16 protein-coding genes are annotated in these 16410 nt (G+C 40.8%); 8 read left to right on the forward strand and 8 right to left on the reverse strand.

The annotated features are described in order from the left end of the window. The first annotated feature begins 149 nt into the window (after nucleotides 1–149). Complete coding sequence (locus BLQ57_RS04710; RefSeq protein WP_087938153.1) at nucleotides 150–863, forward strand: DsbA family oxidoreductase; 714 nt, start codon at nucleotides 150–152, stop codon at nucleotides 861–863. 52 nt (nucleotides 864–915) lie between these two features. Here the strand turns inward: BLQ57_RS04710 and BLQ57_RS04715 are convergent, their stop codons facing one another. Beyond that, entirely contained in the window at nucleotides 916–1830 is a 915-nt protein-coding gene (locus tag BLQ57_RS04715; protein ID WP_087938152.1) for an SMP-30/gluconolactonase/LRE family protein, read from the reverse strand. Nucleotides 1831–1835: 5 nt separating this feature from the next. Beyond that, nucleotides 1836–2735: a TolB-like translocation protein gene (locus tag BLQ57_RS04720; protein WP_087938151.1), complete on the reverse strand. Its 900-nt coding sequence runs from the start codon at nucleotides 2733–2735 to the stop codon at nucleotides 1836–1838. A gap of 92 nt (nucleotides 2736–2827) precedes the next feature. On the opposite strand from BLQ57_RS04720, the gene BLQ57_RS04725 reads away from it, so the two are divergent. The 3 genes from BLQ57_RS04725 to BLQ57_RS04735 all read left to right on the forward strand — a co-directional run bounded on the left by BLQ57_RS04725 (nucleotide 2828) and on the right by BLQ57_RS04735 (nucleotide 4658). Continuing rightward, entirely contained in the window at nucleotides 2828–3868 is a 1041-nt protein-coding gene (locus tag BLQ57_RS04725) for an oxygenase MpaB family protein (RefSeq protein ID WP_139162661.1), read from the forward strand. A 279-nt stretch (nucleotides 3869–4147) separates the two neighbouring features. Continuing rightward, nucleotides 4148–4282 (forward strand): DUF2752 domain-containing protein, encoded by a 135-nt coding sequence (locus tag BLQ57_RS21425; RefSeq protein ID WP_240507738.1) that lies wholly within the window; start codon nucleotides 4148–4150, stop codon nucleotides 4280–4282. Further along, a complete protein-coding gene (locus tag BLQ57_RS04735) occupies nucleotides 4275–4658 on the forward strand; it encodes a TM2 domain-containing protein (protein ID WP_087938148.1) in 384 nt (127 codons plus the stop codon). The genes BLQ57_RS21425 and BLQ57_RS04735 overlap by 8 nt, the downstream gene beginning before the upstream one ends. A 46-nt stretch (nucleotides 4659–4704) precedes the next feature. On the opposite strand, the gene BLQ57_RS04740 is transcribed toward BLQ57_RS04735, so the two are convergent. Further along, nucleotides 4705–5418: a hypothetical protein gene (locus tag BLQ57_RS04740; RefSeq protein ID WP_087938147.1), complete on the reverse strand. Its 714-nt coding sequence runs from the start codon at nucleotides 5416–5418 to the stop codon at nucleotides 4705–4707. Nucleotides 5419–5467: 49 nt separating this feature from the next. Here BLQ57_RS04740 and BLQ57_RS04745 point away from each other — a divergent pair, with 49 nt between their 5' ends. Together BLQ57_RS04745 and BLQ57_RS04750 are read left to right on the forward strand one after the other, a co-directional pair. Then, nucleotides 5468–5989 carry a hypothetical protein gene (locus tag BLQ57_RS04745; RefSeq protein WP_087938230.1) on the forward strand — a complete coding sequence of 174 codons (522 nt, stop codon included), beginning with the start codon at nucleotides 5468–5470 and terminating at the stop codon, nucleotides 5987–5989. A gap of 40 nt (nucleotides 5990–6029) precedes the next feature. After that, nucleotides 6030–6650, forward strand: coding sequence for a hypothetical protein (locus tag BLQ57_RS04750; RefSeq protein ID WP_087938146.1), 621 nt, complete (start codon nucleotides 6030–6032; stop codon nucleotides 6648–6650). Here BLQ57_RS04750 and hrpB read toward each other — a convergent pair. The 3 genes from hrpB to BLQ57_RS04765 all read right to left on the reverse strand — a co-directional run bounded on the left by hrpB (nucleotide 6647) and on the right by BLQ57_RS04765 (nucleotide 10983). Next, nucleotides 6647–9136 carry an ATP-dependent helicase HrpB gene (gene hrpB, locus BLQ57_RS04755; protein ID WP_169712705.1) on the reverse strand — a complete coding sequence of 830 codons (2490 nt, stop codon included), beginning with the start codon at nucleotides 9134–9136 and terminating at the stop codon, nucleotides 6647–6649. The genes BLQ57_RS04750 and hrpB overlap by 4 nt on opposite strands. Before the next feature lie 116 nt (nucleotides 9137–9252). Continuing rightward, nucleotides 9253–9759 (reverse strand): DUF2911 domain-containing protein, encoded by a 507-nt coding sequence (locus BLQ57_RS04760; protein ID WP_087938145.1) that lies wholly within the window; start codon nucleotides 9757–9759, stop codon nucleotides 9253–9255. Between the two features lie 78 nt (nucleotides 9760–9837). Then, on the reverse strand, nucleotides 9838–10983 hold the full coding sequence (locus BLQ57_RS04765; protein WP_087938144.1) for a Gfo/Idh/MocA family protein: 1146 nt from the start codon (nucleotides 10981–10983) through the stop codon (nucleotides 9838–9840). A 204-nt stretch (nucleotides 10984–11187) separates the two neighbouring features. Here BLQ57_RS04765 and BLQ57_RS04770 point away from each other — a divergent pair, with 204 nt between their 5' ends. Both BLQ57_RS04770 and BLQ57_RS04775 read left to right on the forward strand, forming a co-directional pair. Then, entirely contained in the window at nucleotides 11188–11646 is a 459-nt protein-coding gene (locus tag BLQ57_RS04770) for a (2Fe-2S)-binding protein (protein ID WP_087938143.1), read from the forward strand. 2 nt (nucleotides 11647–11648) lie between these two features. Then, nucleotides 11649–13811 (forward strand): xanthine dehydrogenase family protein molybdopterin-binding subunit, encoded by a 2163-nt coding sequence (locus BLQ57_RS04775; protein ID WP_087938142.1) that lies wholly within the window; start codon nucleotides 11649–11651, stop codon nucleotides 13809–13811. Between the two features lie 71 nt (nucleotides 13812–13882). Here BLQ57_RS04775 and BLQ57_RS04780 read toward each other — a convergent pair whose 3' ends face one another. Beyond that, nucleotides 13883–15922: a glutamine--tRNA ligase/YqeY domain fusion protein gene (locus BLQ57_RS04780; RefSeq protein ID WP_087938141.1), complete on the reverse strand. Its 2040-nt coding sequence runs from the start codon at nucleotides 15920–15922 to the stop codon at nucleotides 13883–13885. Between the two features lie 121 nt (nucleotides 15923–16043). After that, nucleotides 16044–16391: a hypothetical protein gene (locus BLQ57_RS04785; RefSeq protein WP_087938140.1), complete on the reverse strand. Its 348-nt coding sequence runs from the start codon at nucleotides 16389–16391 to the stop codon at nucleotides 16044–16046. Nucleotides 16392–16410: the final 19 nt, after the last annotated feature.

Below are 16410 nucleotides of genomic sequence, written 5' to 3' on the forward strand. Positions count from 1 at the left end.
GATCTTTGTGGAAATTCAAATTGGCAAATGGGGCAAATTTTGGCTTTTTCGTCTACCTCCATGGCGCAGGAGGGACATTCTTTTGTTTTCAAAGGCTGTGAACTCTTTTGATTAAAATCCGATTTAAGTCATAATTAAATCAAAAGTCTATGAAAATCGAAATTTGGTCGGATGTAGTTTGTCCATTTTGTTATATCGGCAAAAGAAAATTAGAAAAAGCGCTTGCAAAATTCCCGTTTAGAGATCAGGTGAGTATCGAATGGAAAAGCTTTCAACTCAACCCTGAGCAAAAAACCAATCCGAATATCAGCACCATCGAGCACCTCTCTCAATCCAAAGGCTGGTCCTTGGAGCAGACGCGTCAGATTTCTGGTCAAGTAAGTGACATGGCCAAAGAGCAGGGGCTACATTTTGACTTTGAAAATGCAGTGGTCGCCAATACCAAGAATGCCCATCGATTAATTCATTTAGCAAAATCCCTCGGAAAAGGAGGCGAAATGAAAGAGAGACTCCTAAGCGCATATTTTTCCGAAGGAAAGAATGTAGACGATGAAAGCACGCTAATCCAATTAGCTGTGGAAGTAGGTATAGATGGAGAAGAAGTGAAAGCTTTGCTTCAATCCAGTAGGTATGAAGATGCTGTAGATCAAGATATTTATGAATCAAGACTTATAGGTGTAAAGGGTGTGCCCTTTTTTGTATTGGACAGAAAATTAGGTATTTCCGGTGCCCAGCCTGATGAAGTGTTTGATCAAACAATAGAGAAAGCCTGGAAGGAATTCCAAAAAGAAAATGGGATTGAACTCATCTCTGGGAGCTCCTCTGACAGCTGTGATGTGGATGATCCAAATTGTATTTCTTAAAAAATAAAATCGACCCAAAGTGCAATTACTTTGGGCCGATTCTTTTTTGATCTTACCAGACTCCTCGGTTTTTCATGCGAATAGTATAGACTGCATCCATTGCGGTGATGAATAGCGTTTTCCGATCCAATGCTCCAAAAGTAACATTAGCCGTCCAACTTGCCGGCACAGGGATATGAGCTATTTTTTGTCCTCTCATATCAAAAACAGTTACACCATCTCCAGTGAGGTACACATTTCCTCGATGATCAATGGTCATACCATCCGAACCCATCTCACAGAATAACTCTTTGTTGATCAAATAACCATCCTCGCGGATTTCGTATTTGTAAGTTTTGCCTGCTCCAATATCGGCTACATAGAGGTACTTTCCATCGGGTGTACCAATAATTCCGTTTGGTTTCTCTAAGTCTTCAGCTACTCTAAAGAGCTCTGTACGATCAGCAGAAAGAAAATATACATGCTCACCATCCTGTTCTTTTTCATCTCCTCTTATTCCCTCCCAATATGGTCTAGGGTAAAGTGGGTCAGTAAAATACATGCCACCTTTGGGCCGAACCCAGACATCGTTAGGGCCATTGAGTTTTTTTCCTTTGAAAGCGGAGACTAGTACCTCTTCCTTGCCAGCGTCATCGATGGCCCAAAGTTGATTTTCCTCATCTGCACAAGAAATCAAGGTTCCGTCCAACATAAAAAACATGCCATTTGACCGGCCAGCATCTTCTTTGAAAACCGTAATCTCATCAGAAATGGCATTCCATTTATGAATTCGATTATTAGGTTGATCCGTAAAGTAAACGTCGCCTACACGACTCACTGCAGGACCTTCGGTGAAACTGAAACCATCTTGAACTTTAATCAATTCAGCTCCTTTTTCTATTATTTTCTTTTTGTCTTCTATCTGTGCCATAAGTAAATAAAGAGGAGAGACTGCTATTAGCAGGGTGAGTAAATATTGTATTTTCATAGTGATTAGTTATTTCTTTCCATTGCAAAGACCAGTACTTCCTGATCTGAAGAGTAGGCAATTCTACTGATATTTTTATGCGTATCAGATGAGATTCTTCCTGCCAGTTGCCAATTCTTTTCATTCCACTTGCGAACATAAAAAGAATTTCCTCTCGCCATCATCAACGTCTTCTTATCCAGCCAGATAAAATCCTGAGAGCCTGGCAATCCTAAACCGAAGGCGTAGCTTTGTTTCTTGATAAAATCATAAGATTTCACTTCGAAAGCCTCCCCGTCAGGAAACTCAAGCCCTGCATCTTGATCCAAATAGGTGATTTGATCAGACTTGGGGCGTTTTTGGATAGCTCTACCTACATTTTGATCGATGGTGATGAGATCATTTCTTCCATTGGCATAGATGAGCTGATTGGGGCTACCTAAGACAAACATCGCTGCTTTATTGTCATACCAATCATAATATCCCACAGGTGCAATATCATCATAGAGCAATTCAGGTTCCCCAAAATTGGTGGGATAAAGCCAAAGTCGTTGTTTTCCATCCGGTTCAACGACTACTGTAGAGATGTACTGACCACAATCCGTAATCGTTGGGGAAAATTCACTCCGATCTAAGGTTTTACTCAGATTGGTGAATTTTTGATTTTCGAAATTATAGACAATGATGTCATGATTACCATTTTCATCAGCAGCAGAAAATACAACTTGGTTTTCATTGATAAAGGACGGCTGATTGTCATATTCTTCACGGTTAGTGAGGGCTTTTTCAGTCCCTTCAATTAATTGAATCCGAGCTCCTTTGCCTTTAACTTGCACGGTCCAAAGATCGAAAGATGTTTGCCCGATGAGTAAAGACTGGGAGATAAAATAAGTAAGGATGAATAGGGAAGTGAGTTTCTTTTGCATACTATTCTGTGACTTCGGCAACCAAATTACAAAATGCCAGTTAGAATGCTGTGGATAAATTGAACCTTTATACAAATTCAAATTTTGATCGCTTGAGGAATCAGGTAGATCCACTCGCTGATGCTGCAGTAGTAGACATCGTCAAATCCCCCAAATGGTCTGATATCATTAATCAATGGGAAGAAATCCCCAGTCCATTACCTTCAGAGATTCCTGTCTCTTTGAAGAATTACCTTCAGTTTTACCTTGATCAATATGAGCTAGCACCTCAAGATACCTTAAAGGCTGGACAGGATTTTTTTTCTAAAGAAGGTGATATTTATCTGGGAATGTTGGGCTTTTATTCCTTGCCTTATTGCTATGCTTTCGGAGATGGGGCAGAAGTATTGGTACGCTCTGAGAGAATTGTAAACCAAATTGGACAGCGGCTTTCGGAAACAGGTACGTTTGTTTTGGAAATTTTCAAACCAGGTGCCTTTTACAGTCATCGTTCGGCATTTTTGACTTGTGCCAAAGTGAGGCTAATTCATGCCTTCAGCCGGTATTTTATTGAAAAATATGCCAAGGATTGGGACCCAAAATTTGGGAGACCTATCAATCAGGAGGATTTGATCGGGACCAACTTGGCCTTCAGCTTTATTGTCATCCGAGGATTGATTAAACTGGGCAAAACCGTAAATCAAAATCAAATTGCATCACTTTTAGCCTATTGGAAGTGGGTTGGGAATCTTATGGGCCTACAAATAGAGTATTGGCCTGAAACAGCTAAAGAAGCCTTTGAATTGGATAAGCTGATTCGAAAAAGACACTTAAGAAAATCTGATGCAGGCTTACGACTCATAGGAGCACTGAGAAACTACTACAAACTCTCAATTCCTGACCCATTACTGAATAGGCAAGTAGATGATATCTTTTATTTTTTTATGGGAAAAGAAGTGGCTGCTGCATTAGCAATACCCGTCAAGAATCAAATTCCGCCCGAATTGTTGAATTTGATTTTTAAATTTTCCGGTTGGAAATCTTACGGAAATACAAAAAGCCATGCATCTATTCAAAAAATGATGGAAACTCAACAGCTCGAACAATTTGGAGAGCTGATGAAAATCAAAATCCCGACCCTAAAACGTCCATAATCGGACATATTTTTGTACGCTAGCTAAGCAGTCCAAAAACGTAAACTGCGATTCCAACCAATCTGAGGGGAATTTGTCGGCTGGCATCCTTTTCGTACTTTTCTTGGCATGAAAGCAATCCAAAATTGGATAAATAAGCTACCCCTTGAGCTTCTATTCTGGATAGGAAGTATCATAGGAGTGCTGCTCATCGACCCTTATTCGGCTCATCATTTTAGTCTATGCCCCTTAGATCAACTGGGTTTTGACTGGTGTCCTGGATGCGGTCTTGGGAGATCAATGAGCCTGATGGCCCATGGAGATTTTCGAGCATCATGGGAAATGCACCCTCTGGCTTCTTTAGCTTATTTGGTAATTCTTTCACGGATTTGGAAACTAATAAACAACCTTAAAACAACACACAATTATGGCTAATGTATTAAGACATCTTCCTGAACTGGAAGGAATGGAACTGGGATATATCCAGGGATTGATGAAAAATATGGATGATGATCAAGCGTCACTTTTTGCTCAAGTCTACAGAGCAAGAAGAAAAGACTCTCAAATGATTCTAATTTTGACTCTCTTAGGTTTCTTTGGCTTTGCTGGCCTTCACAGATTCATTTTAGGTCAAATAGGACTAGGAATCCTGTACATATTGACTGTAGGACTTTGTTTTATAGGTACTATAGTAGATTTAGTTAACTATAAAAGTTTGGCCTATGAATACAATGTCAAAATGGCTCATGAAACTCTAGCTATGCTGAGCAACAATTATCCTTCTATGGATGCTGGAAATAGTGCAAGCTAATACCCTTTACCACCAACTTGAGCCCCATTGATTTGGGGCTTTTTTTTTACCAATCCTCATCAGTGTTCTCATCATCTTGAGATTTGGTTAGCTTGAGATTTGCTAATGCATTTTCTTTCTCCTCAGCTAAAAGTAGGTGGCCTTGGAAAAGTACCTTACCTAAAGCTTTTATTTCTTCAAAGGAGGCTTGATTAAAATGTACGGGGAGCTGCCATAAAGAGGAGGACTGCTGATCAAATGGCGGGGATATTTCAGATTGAAAAAAATATGGCCAAAGTGTTTTGGAGCAAGCAATTCCCCAGCGTTCGATAGGATAGGTGCTATGATAATATTGGAGTCTACCATTAATTTCTTCAAAAAACCGCTCAGTCTCTTCCAATCGAATCCTAGAACCTGCCCTAGATTTACCTTTGGTATTCAGGTATTTAATTTGAGATTTACCTTGTTTTTTCCGTACCATGTAAGCTCTGAAAACTTTATGGTCAAGCAGTTCATCCTGGTGAAAATAAGCACATACCGCTTGCCCTGATCTGATGGCCACTACCCCAAGATGAAAGTCCGGAAGCTTTATTAACTCCCAATCCGAATTGATTTGATAATTCCAAGGAAGAAAAAGCTTAAAAAGCCAACCCCCTTGACTGTTGGCAATCAATTGATGCTTATCAGAATCATATTCAAGAAGCCAATTCATTTTCTTTGAAAAATCAATAAGTGGCTTGATTTGATCTATCTGTACGGTCTGAGTATTGGGTATTTTCATGCAAAGCCGATTTTATTGGCCTATATTTGTACAAAATAACCAAAAAATAATGGAAGCAGAGCTTGAGCGACTTTTCGAAAAAATGTGTGACCCTAAGGAATCTGATGCCTATGTATTTGCAGATAAGCTGGGAATCAAAGCAGATGAAGAAGCTAAAAATCGATTGATCGAGCTGGTTAAGGGGGAGGATTGGGAAGTCGCTTATTTGTCATGCAGGGCACTTTCTAAAACTCATTGGCAAGAAGAAGCCCTGGATGCGATATTTTCAGTGATTTTTGATCGCAAAAATAAAGAAAGACAAGGTGCATTTGTTCAGATTCTTGAGGAGTTTGATCTCAGTCAGCGCTTTGTAGATATTTTTAAAATCTATCTTTTCGGTAATTTCAAAGCTAGTACCTTGGCCAAGGACTATCTTGATGGAGTGGAATTTGATATTACTCCCAGAACGATCCGAAAAGCAGAAAAACACTGGAAACACTACCTTCATAATCCCGAAGATGAGGACAGTGTGGCTATCAAAAAATCTGAAATAGAGCCTATGCTTCTGGAAATGAAGGAATTATTTTCATAATAAGATACAACATTCGACAGCGGATTGGAGTTTTTACTACGTGGAAAAGGATGTTGTCATAGCGCGCCATTTTGATTTTTTTCAGGATTTTGGTTTTGAATACCACAATTCCCATGGGTTATTTTACAAGGATTTTCCCCAAGGAAAGCAAGCCATCTTTATTCATTATGCCGAATACGAAGAGGAGGCTTTTTTAGAGTATAATATAGGGGTGAGAATCGACCAAGTCGAGTTGATGGTCCATCAATTTCTTCCAAGTCTCCAAGGCTATGAAGACCGTTCGTTGACCCTCATTCAACCTCTTAATAAAATTGATCAAAATTTACCTAGGAGGTTTATCCTCGATGCAGCTAATCCATTGCTAAAAGCTCAAAAAGAAATAGAAAACTTTTTTATTCAAAAGGGTTTCAAATGGCTGGATGATTTAGTTCAGGTCAAGCGATTACAAGAGGAGTTTGAGACGAAGAAAGCTAAAGGTTTTGTCAACCAGAACTATGCCTTTCACGTATTCCGAGCCACAGCCTTATCAAAATTAGTAGCACCGGAAAAATACCACGAGTTGAGATCTTTTTTTCTTTCTCAATTGGAAAATCAGGGAATTACCCCCATTACTATAGCCTCCTATTTACAATTTCTGAATTTTCTAGATTCAAAATATTAGGAGGTTTTGCGTTTTACACCTCTCACTGCCTCTGCACTTACAGGGTCTTCGGGCCATTCATGCTTGGGATATCTTCTCTTTAGTTCCTTTTTAACCTCAAAGTAGCCATTTTCCCAAAAACTTTTTAAATCTTGGGTGATTTGGACTGGTTTAAACCCTGGAGAGAGAAGCTCGATCAAAACAGGGACTTTTCCATTATTTACTCTAGGGGTTTCTAAAAGACCAAAGATTTCTTGCAATCGAACTGACAATAGGGGAGTGTCTCCATTTTCCTTGTAGGTAATCGGTATTTGACTTCCAGAAGGAACAGATATTTTTGAAGGAACTAGCTTTTCCAATTCTTTCTGCCTGTCAAAATCCAGACTATGCACCAAGATTTGACTTATATTCAACTTTTTCAAATCCTCATTTTTAGAAACATCTGATAGGTAGGGAGCGAGCCACTGATCAGCACGATCACAAAGCCGTTGGATGCTCCATTCAGGCCAAGACTGTCCGGGATTCCAAGCTTTCAGAGATTGAATTCTATAAATAAGTTGTAGGGCAGCTTCATCCCAATTTAGTAATAACTCTCCATCTTCTTTGATCGCATCAAGAACAGCTTGCAAAGCCGTATCACTACTGTAACTTTTTAAAGGCCTAGTACCCAAAATAATTGCTCCAATTCTAACTTCAGCATTTGCTATTAATCCACCCTTTTTTCTATTCCACTCTAAGACCTCGCGAGTTTTGAGAAGTGGTGCTAGATCTTTGGGGTTTAGAGGAGCGGCTAGCCAAATTTTACCCATTCCTTCTCGGGCATCCACGTGAGCTACAGCCAGCCATGATTCATGAGCTAAATCATCTCGATGTCCTATTTGTGCAATTTTTCCATTGGATAGCTGAAATTGAGCATTATTTCCCGGCCTAGCGGCGGCAATTCTTTCAGGGTAGGCATAAGCCAGCAATAATCCCGTGGCCCAAGGATCAGCAGGTGAATTTTCGGCCCTTATTCCGAAAAGCTTTCTGTATTGAGCAGCAACTTTTTCGATTTTCTTGATCCTTGCTATGCTAACACCTCGATCTCTAAATCTTCTCAATGCATCTATTCGCAAATTAAGGTCAACACCGGCATCAGACGTTAAGGGGTCTCGTTCTTCCAAAATAGCAGCTATATCCGTTGCAAGAGCCAACTGATCCATACGCTTAGAATAAATAAGCATATGGGCGATTCGGGGATGAACGGGAAGCTTGTGAATTTCTTTACCATGCTCAGTCAGCGTACCTTCTTCTACCGCATCTATAGCCTCTAAAACCCTTTCTGACAAAGCCAAAGTGCCTGAGGGAGGGGGTGTAAGCCAAGTCATCGACCGAATATCTTCTTTTCCCCAAGCTTTCATATCCAACACCAAGCCCGTAAGATCTGCTTCTAAAATTTCAGGGATTCTGAATTCAACCAATTGATTCTGAATAGCCTTTGTCCAGAGTCGGTAGGCGTGTCCGGCCGTCAAGCGTCCTGCACGACCACTTCGCTGATCCGCAGAGTCCGCACTGATTCGGTGTAGTACTAATCTCGAAAGACCTGTCCTAGTATCAAAACGATTGGATTTGGCAAAGCCACTATCCACGACCACACTCACTCCTTCGATAGTAAGAGAAGTTTCCGCTATGTCAGTTGACAGTACAATTTTCCTTTTTCCGCTGGGGTGTGGAAGAATGGCTCTTTGCTGATCCGAAGGAGATAATTGTCCATAGAGAGGAAGAATCATGTCTTCTGGCAGAGCCTTTCTTAGAACAGCTTCCGCTTTTTTGATATCTCCCTGGCCCGGTAAAAACACTAAAAAATCACCTGAGTGCTTTTTGGTTAACGGTATAATCTGTCTTGCTGTATCTTCTCCTATAGCGTATTCGTCTACTTCACTGAGGTAATGAATAGCTACCGGATATTGCCTACCCTTACTTTGTATAATCTCAGCGCCTAGTAATTTCCCGAGTTGATCCGCGTCTATAGTAGCAGACATTAAAAGAATTTTCAGATCTGGACGTAGGATTTGCTGCACTTCCCTAGCAAGGGCTAGTCCAACTTCAGAGAAAAGATTGCGTTCATGAAACTCATCAAAAATTATCAACCCTACTTCCTCCAAGGCATTGTCCTGATGCATCATACGGGTTAGAATGCCCTCGGTAATCACCTCTATTTTAGTTTTTTCTGAAACCGCCGATTCAAAACGGATTCTATAACCCACTGTTTGGCCTACTTTTTCACCCAACATGGAGGCCATTCGTTCTGCGATGCTTTTTGTGGCTAGTCTACGTGGTTCCAGCATCAGAATCTTTTTTCCTCTAAGCCAGGACTGATTCAATAAAGCAAGGGGTAGGAGAGTACTTTTACCCGCGCCGGGAGGAGCTTGTAAAATCAGCGAATTAAATTCAGAGAAGTGTGATTTGACATCGGAAATAATCTCCGCTACCGGAAGATCGAAAGAATAAGGATCAAAATTTGCCATCAGTGGCAAATTTATAGCTTCTCTGAGAATGTTTCACTTGAATTTGAGTTGACTGAAAATAAAAAAGCCACTACCCCTAAAGGGCAGTGGTTTTTGAACATTGGCTCTAATGGTAGTTAAGAACCGATTTTGGCCTTAGCTTTACCGTATTCCCAACGAATCTCAAAGCTGTCAGAATTTACTTCATACACCAAATTCTCTTCCATAGTAGAAGTTTGCTCTGAAGGAACGGACACGCGCAGGGCATCTTCTTTGGCATCATAGGAATAGGCTCCCCACTGCTTGGCCACTTTATTGAAGATGAAAGTAGACTCATATTCTCCTGGGATTACAAAAAAGGAATAGGTTCCTGCAGGTAATTTTTGACCTTGTACCGTGATGTCTTTTGAAGTCGTGAAAGTAGTGGCATCATCCGCACCCGCTCTCCAAACTTCACCCATTGGTACCAAATCACCCCATATCACTCTGCCTTTCACGGCTGGAGAGGAATAATTAATCGTAATCTCAGATCCTGCCGCAGTGCCAGAGGCAGTTCTCGCGGGGCTTGCTTTTTCTTGGGCATTTACAGATAAAACTGTAAATACAGCCATGGTAAATGCAAAAAGGCTTTTCTTTAAATTCATAAGTTTAAATTTTTGGTAAATAAAGGGAAAGGTTAATAATCACTATGTCCAAATACTGACAAAAGCTTCAGAAGGTTTTTAAATTTTAATCCAAGTTTGCTTTTTGTTGCTTTCAATAATGCGCTCTCCAATGATCAATTCTCTTAACCCGTCAGCAAAAGTCGGATAAGAGGGTTTGGAGAAAGGCTTACCTTCTCTCACTGCCGCATATACTTCTTTAAACATTTGCTTTGAGGTATCAGGGAATCCCTCATTGTGGCCTCCTGGAAAAGAAATCAATGCCGAAGCTTCGGGATGAAACAAGGCAGGGTCTTTCATCAATTGCTGATTGGCTGTTTCTCTTTTTCCAATCCAAAGCTCATTTGGTCTTTCTGAATTAAATTCAAAATTAGACTTAGAACCTGCTATTTCGATATTCAAACGGTTTTTTCGACCGGCATTGACCTGCGAAACTGTAATTGAACCTTTGGAACCATTGTCAAACCGAAGCAAAACTGTAGCGTGATCTTCGGTATTGATTGGAACTTCCTCATAGTCTTCCATAGAAAGCATCTTACCCGAATAGGTCTCGATGTCTTTCAGTGGCTTCAGTCTAGTTTTGTGAACGGTAGAGAAGTCAGCCATTACCTCGGTGATTCTCAATCCTGTCACGTATTCTGTAATGTCCAGCAAATGAGAACCAATATCTGCAATCGCTCTGGAATCACCAGATTTATCCGGCTCTAGTCTCCAGTTGTAATCCGTCTGCAAAAAGAGCCAGTCCTGAAGATAAGATCCCATGATCGCATATACATCTCCCAATTCTCCTTTCTCGCGCATGGTTTTCATTTGACGTACCATGGGATAATAGCGCAAATTGAAATGAACCGCATTGACCAATCCTTTTTGGGCTGCTAGAGCAACCAATTCCTCAGCCTCTTCAATTTTGACTGCTAAAGGTTTTTCACAAATCACATGCTTTCCCGCTTCTAAGACGGCTTTGGCTTGGCTAAAGTGAAGAAAATTAGGAGTACAGATATGTACTACATCGATGGTATCATCAGCCAGCATTTTTTCGAAGGTATAAGCATTGGGAATTCCTAGCTGCTGTGCTTTTTGATCAGCCAATTCTTGATTGACTTCTACCAATCCAGTGACTTCTACATTAGGGATTCTTCTCAAAGCTTCCAAATGAGCCGGTCCGATAAAACCAGTCCCCACAATTGCCGCATTGATCTTTTTCATAATAGGTTTTTAGGATAATTGAAATTGATTTGGATTAGAAATATAGCTCAAACTTCCTTTTTAAAAAACCATCTCTGTGACAATGGGAGTACTTTCATTCAAAAATGCCCATAGCAGATCATGTAAATTATCCATACTTCCAAATATTATTCTTTTATGATGAACTGATTTTCTTTAAATTAGGACAGAATCAAAACAAAAATCATGGCCATATTTAATCTCAAAGTAAACGGGAAAAGCCATCAAGTAGACGTCGATGATGATACCCCCTTGTTGTGGGTGTTGAGAGACCATCTTGATTTGGTGGGTACTAAGTTTTCCTGTGGAATCGCCCAATGCGGAGCTTGCACCGTACATATAAATGGAAATGCAACATTCTCCTGCGTCACGCCCATATCCAGTGTCGGAAAATCAGAAATTGTGACCATAGAAGGCCTTTCGGAAGCAGGAGATCATCCCGTTCAGAAAGCTTGGGAAGAAGTAGATGTCGCTCAATGTGGATATTGTCAAGCCGGTCAAATTATGCAAGCGGTAGCTTTTCTCAAAAACAATCCTAGTCCAAGCATGGAGGAAATTGACAATGCAATGAATAGAAATCTTTGCCGATGCGGGACCTATCACAAAATCCGCGAGGCAGTAGCTTTAGCCGCTAAATCCAAATAATCATGAAATCACTTACAAAAACAAGCAGAAGGGACTTTCTGAAGATAGCCGGCACAAGTGCTGGGGGATTATTTATCGGATTTAATATGTTTAGCTGTGACTCTCCAAAAGTGGAAGTACTTAGCACTGAAGAGGTACTTGCTCAGGCTAAAAGCTTTAATAGCTACCTGTCCATTTCACCTAGTGGCGATGTGGTAATTTACTCCCCAAATCCTGAATTGGGTCAAAATATCAAAACTTCATTCCCTATGGTTGTGGCCGAAGAACTGGAGGCAGATTGGGAAAAAGTAAGAGTACTACAAGCCAATTTAGATACTGAAAAATACGACCGTCAGCTTACTGGAGGATCAGGAGCCATGCCCCATAGCTGGGAGAGACTTCGAAAAGCAGGGGCTACAGCCAAGTATGTATTGATAGCTGCTGCAGCCAAAACTTGGAATGTTCCTGCTGAAGAAATCACAGTAGAGAAAGGAATGATTTCCCACAAAGGCTCCAATAAAAAAGGACATTTTGGGGAGTTTGTCACAGAGGCAGCCACTATGACTGCTCCCGATGATATTAAACTGAAAGATAAAAAAGATTTTACGATCATCGGTACTCCTGTCAAAAATGTTGACGCAAAGGAGATGTACACTGGTAAGCCTATGTATGGCTTGGACTTCTATCGGGAAGGAATGCTCCATGCAATGGTGCAACGAGCTCCTTTTGGAATGAAAATTAAATCAGTGGATGATGGTGCAGCAAGAGGTGTCAATGGAATTAAAGATGTGGTCACTTTTGGCAATAGTGTGGCTGTCGTCGGAGATAAAACATGGCCTCTGTTAAAAGCCAAAAAGCTTTTGAAAATAAATTATGAACCCGATGGAAATGTGGAGAGCTCATCCGACCATGAGGAGATTTTCAGAGACCTCATCACCAACGGAAAAGCTGAAGTCCGAAGAAAAGACGGAAATGTGGAGCAAGCTTTCAGTTCTGCTGATCAGGTAGTTACGGCAGAATATCAGTGTCCCTTCCTGGCACACTCACCCATGGAGCCTGAAAACTTCTTTGCACATGTAAAAGGTGATAAATGTGAACTAATAGGTCCTACACAGACTCCTGATAGAGCCAGACAAACGGCTGCTGGAATTTTAGGTATACCTGCTGAAAATGTGACCGTGGAGATCACGCGCCTCGGCGGTGGCTTTGGTCGAAGACTTAGAGCGGACTTCGTAGAAGAAGCAGTACATATATCCAAAGCAGTCAATGCACCTGTGAAAGTGGTTTGGGATCGAGAAGATGAACTGACTGGTGGTGCTTATAGACCAGCTGTTCGCTATCGATTTGAAGCGGCACTAGATCAATCAGGAACGATGATTGGATATAAACTGAGAGGAGTTGGGATGAACGCTGGAAACAGTACCAGAGAAAATAATTTCCCTTCCGGCGCTGTAGACCATGTGCTAATAGAAAATATCAATTATGAATCTAGTATCACTACCAATGCTTGGAGAGCTCCTATCACCAATTTCCTAGCCTATGCAGAGCAAAGCTTCTTAGATGAAGTAGCATTAGCCGCTGGTAAGGATCCTGTTCAGTTTAGGTTAGAGCTTCTCAGTCGTGCAAAAAACAATCCGGTCGGTGAACTAGGCTACGATGTGGATCGAATGATTGGTGTGGTAGAAGCTGCAGCTGAGAAATCCAATTGGGGTAAAAACACCGATGTTAAACAAGGCTTTAGTGTCTATTTCTCCCATCGATCCTATGTAGCACAGGTGGCAGATATTGCCATGGAGAATGGTACTCCCACTTTGAAAAAAATCACTGCAGTGACTGATTGCGGAATGGTCGTCAACCCTACAGGGGCCAATCATCAAGTGAGGGGAGGTATTGTAGATGGAATGGGCCATGCAATGTACACGAATCTGACATTTGATAATGGGGTTCCAAAACAGAAAAATTATGATACCTACAGGTTGATTAGAATGAAAGAGGTGCCAGAAATCGAAACCCATTTCTTGGATACTGGATTTGACCCGACGGGATTGGGTGAACCGGCACTTCCTCCCACGGGTGGAGCTATCGCAAATGCCATTTTTGCTGCAACCGGTAGAAGGCTAAGAAGTCAGCCTTTTATTGAGCAAAAGGAATTCTCAGATATCAAACTGGAAATCAAAAGAGCATAAATCTCTTGGTTTAAATACAAAAAGCCACTCAAAATTAAATTGAGTGGCTTTTTTATGTTAGTATAGATTGACTAAACCAACTTTTGGGCTTCCGCTTTTAAAATCTCATGTTCATCCTCTAGTCCAGACTGAATAAAGGCGTCAATTTCAGCATTTCTTTCTTGACCCTTATTCAACAGTACACTTAGCGTAAGCATCACGCCAATTCTCGTTCCCACTTTCTTGGCAGCTGTATTGAATAATGGAGACAGTTCCTCGTAGCTGACTTCCTCCGCTAGTTCTAAAATTGAACTCATTGCCCCATTTAATTTTTCGCCAGAAAAATTCGTCAACTTTTTACTGATTTGCTGAATCTCATTCAAAGCTTTGCGCTTGCCTTGGTTTGAAGTTTGAGTTTGTGGCTGTTTTGGCTGATTTTGAGGTGGGTTTTCGATGTTTTGTTTTGCCCAAGTATCCTTCAATCCTACGGTTTTATTAAAAACCAACGCATCAGACTTGCTATCAGGATCTAGGGAAAAATACCCTAAACGCTGAAACTGAAACTTCTCATCCATAGATGCATTTGCCAAATAAGGTTCGAGATAAGCTTCTTTGATAATTTTCAAAGAATCAGGATTGACAAAGTCTAAGAAATTTTTGTCTTCATGCGAATCGGGGGCTTCATCCAAAAACAATCGATCGTATTCACGAACTTCTGCTTTGATTGCATGTGCTATGGATACCCAATGCAAGGTACCTTTTACCTTTCGCTGACTAGCTTCTGTGCCACTTCCAGACCGGGAGTCGGCATCATAAGTACAGTGAATTTCAAGAATATTCCCATTTTCATCTTTTTTTACCGATTCGGCCTTGATGATATAGGCACTCTTCAACCGAACCTCATTTCCTAAAGAAAGACGGAAAAATTTCTTTCCTGCCTCCTCCTTGAAATCCTCACGTTCGATGTACAATTCTCTAGAGAAGGGTACTTCATGGGTTCCTGAATTGGGTAATTCAGGATTATTTTCCATTTCCAGAATTTCAGACTTTCCTTCAGGATAATTTGTGATGATGAGTTTGACAGGGTTCAAGACTCCCATGACACGAGTGGCAGTTTTATTGAGATCTTCTCGGATACAAAATTCCAAAAGAGAAACCTCCGTGACATTATCCCTTTTGGAAATCCCTGCCACATCACTGAATTTACGAATAGAGTCAGGAGTATATCCTCTTCTTCTCAAGCCGGAAATAGTAGGCATTCGAGGGTCATCCCAACCCGCCACTATCTTCTTCTGTACTAACTCGAGCAGTTTTCTTTTACTCATCACTGTGAAGCTCAAGTTTCTTCGGGCAAATTCTCGCTGTTTAGGCCTCAACAACTTAGAATCATAAATTTGATCCAAGTACCAATCGTATAATTCCCTATGTGCTTTAAATTCCAGCGTACACAAAGAGTGCGAAACCTGCTCTACATAGTCAGATTGTCCATGAGCCCAATCATACATAGGATAAATGCACCATTCCGTACCGGTTCTATGATGCGCTTTATTGATGATTCGATAAAGGATAGGATCTCGCATGTGCATGTTAGGAGAAGCCATGTCGATTTTTGCACGAAGAAGATAAGAACCTGCTTCAAACTCCCCATTCTTCATTTTTTCAAATAGATCCAAATTTTCTTCGACAGATCGATCTCGGTAGGGACTAGGACTACCAGGGCTAGTCGGAGTTCCTTTTTGAGCTGCAATTTGCTCTGAAGACTGCTGATCTACATAGGCTTTTCCCTCCTTGATTAATTGGATGGCCCAATCATAGAGCTGCTGAAAATAATCAGAAGAATAGCATTCTTTGGCCCATTTGAAGCCCAACCATGCAATATCTCTCTTGATAGCATCGACATATTCCTGCTCTTCTTTGGCAGGGTTGGTGTCATCAAATCGAAGGTTAACGGGTGCATTGTATTTTTCTCCCAAACCAAAATTTAGGCAAATTGAGGCTGCATGACCTATATGCAAATATCCATTGGGTTCGGGTGGAAAACGAAATCGAAGATTATCCTTAGCAAAACCATTTGCTAAATCCTCCTCGATGATGTGTTCTATAAAATTCAGTGATTCGGTAGATTCTTTCACGTGATTACAATTGATTATAAAAGGCTTCAGACCTAAAATTCAAAGCCAAAATTACTTTAAATGAAGGGATTTACAACTACAATAAAATAGGGATTCGATTCTTATCCATTGGAAATTTGCACTAAATTTCATCCATTTCCCTACTCGGCCAGTAGGCACCTTTCAGCAGCAAAGTTTCATTTTGCACATCTATTTCAAAACTGATCTTCATCTCTTCCTTGGCCTGTTCATGAATGGCCAAGCAAGCATTAAAATGTATCAAATCAAATTGTAGTGTAAAATTACCACTTGTTTCTGTGCTAAACTCAGGAGTTTCCACTAGAACAGCCTTTTCTGCCACAGCTCCTTCACTTTTGTAATAGTAGGAGAGAAAAATACCCAACTCTATTTGCTTTTCCTTCAGGGTCTGTTGAAGTAGAGCTAGAGGTTCAGTAGTAGCGGGAAAATCTATGGTCCAAGTTTCTTGCATGATCGAATTTCAACTTATT

The organism is Algoriphagus faecimaris (assembly GCF_900101705.1).
Taxonomy (GTDB): domain Bacteria; phylum Bacteroidota; class Bacteroidia; order Cytophagales; family Cyclobacteriaceae; genus Algoriphagus; species Algoriphagus faecimaris.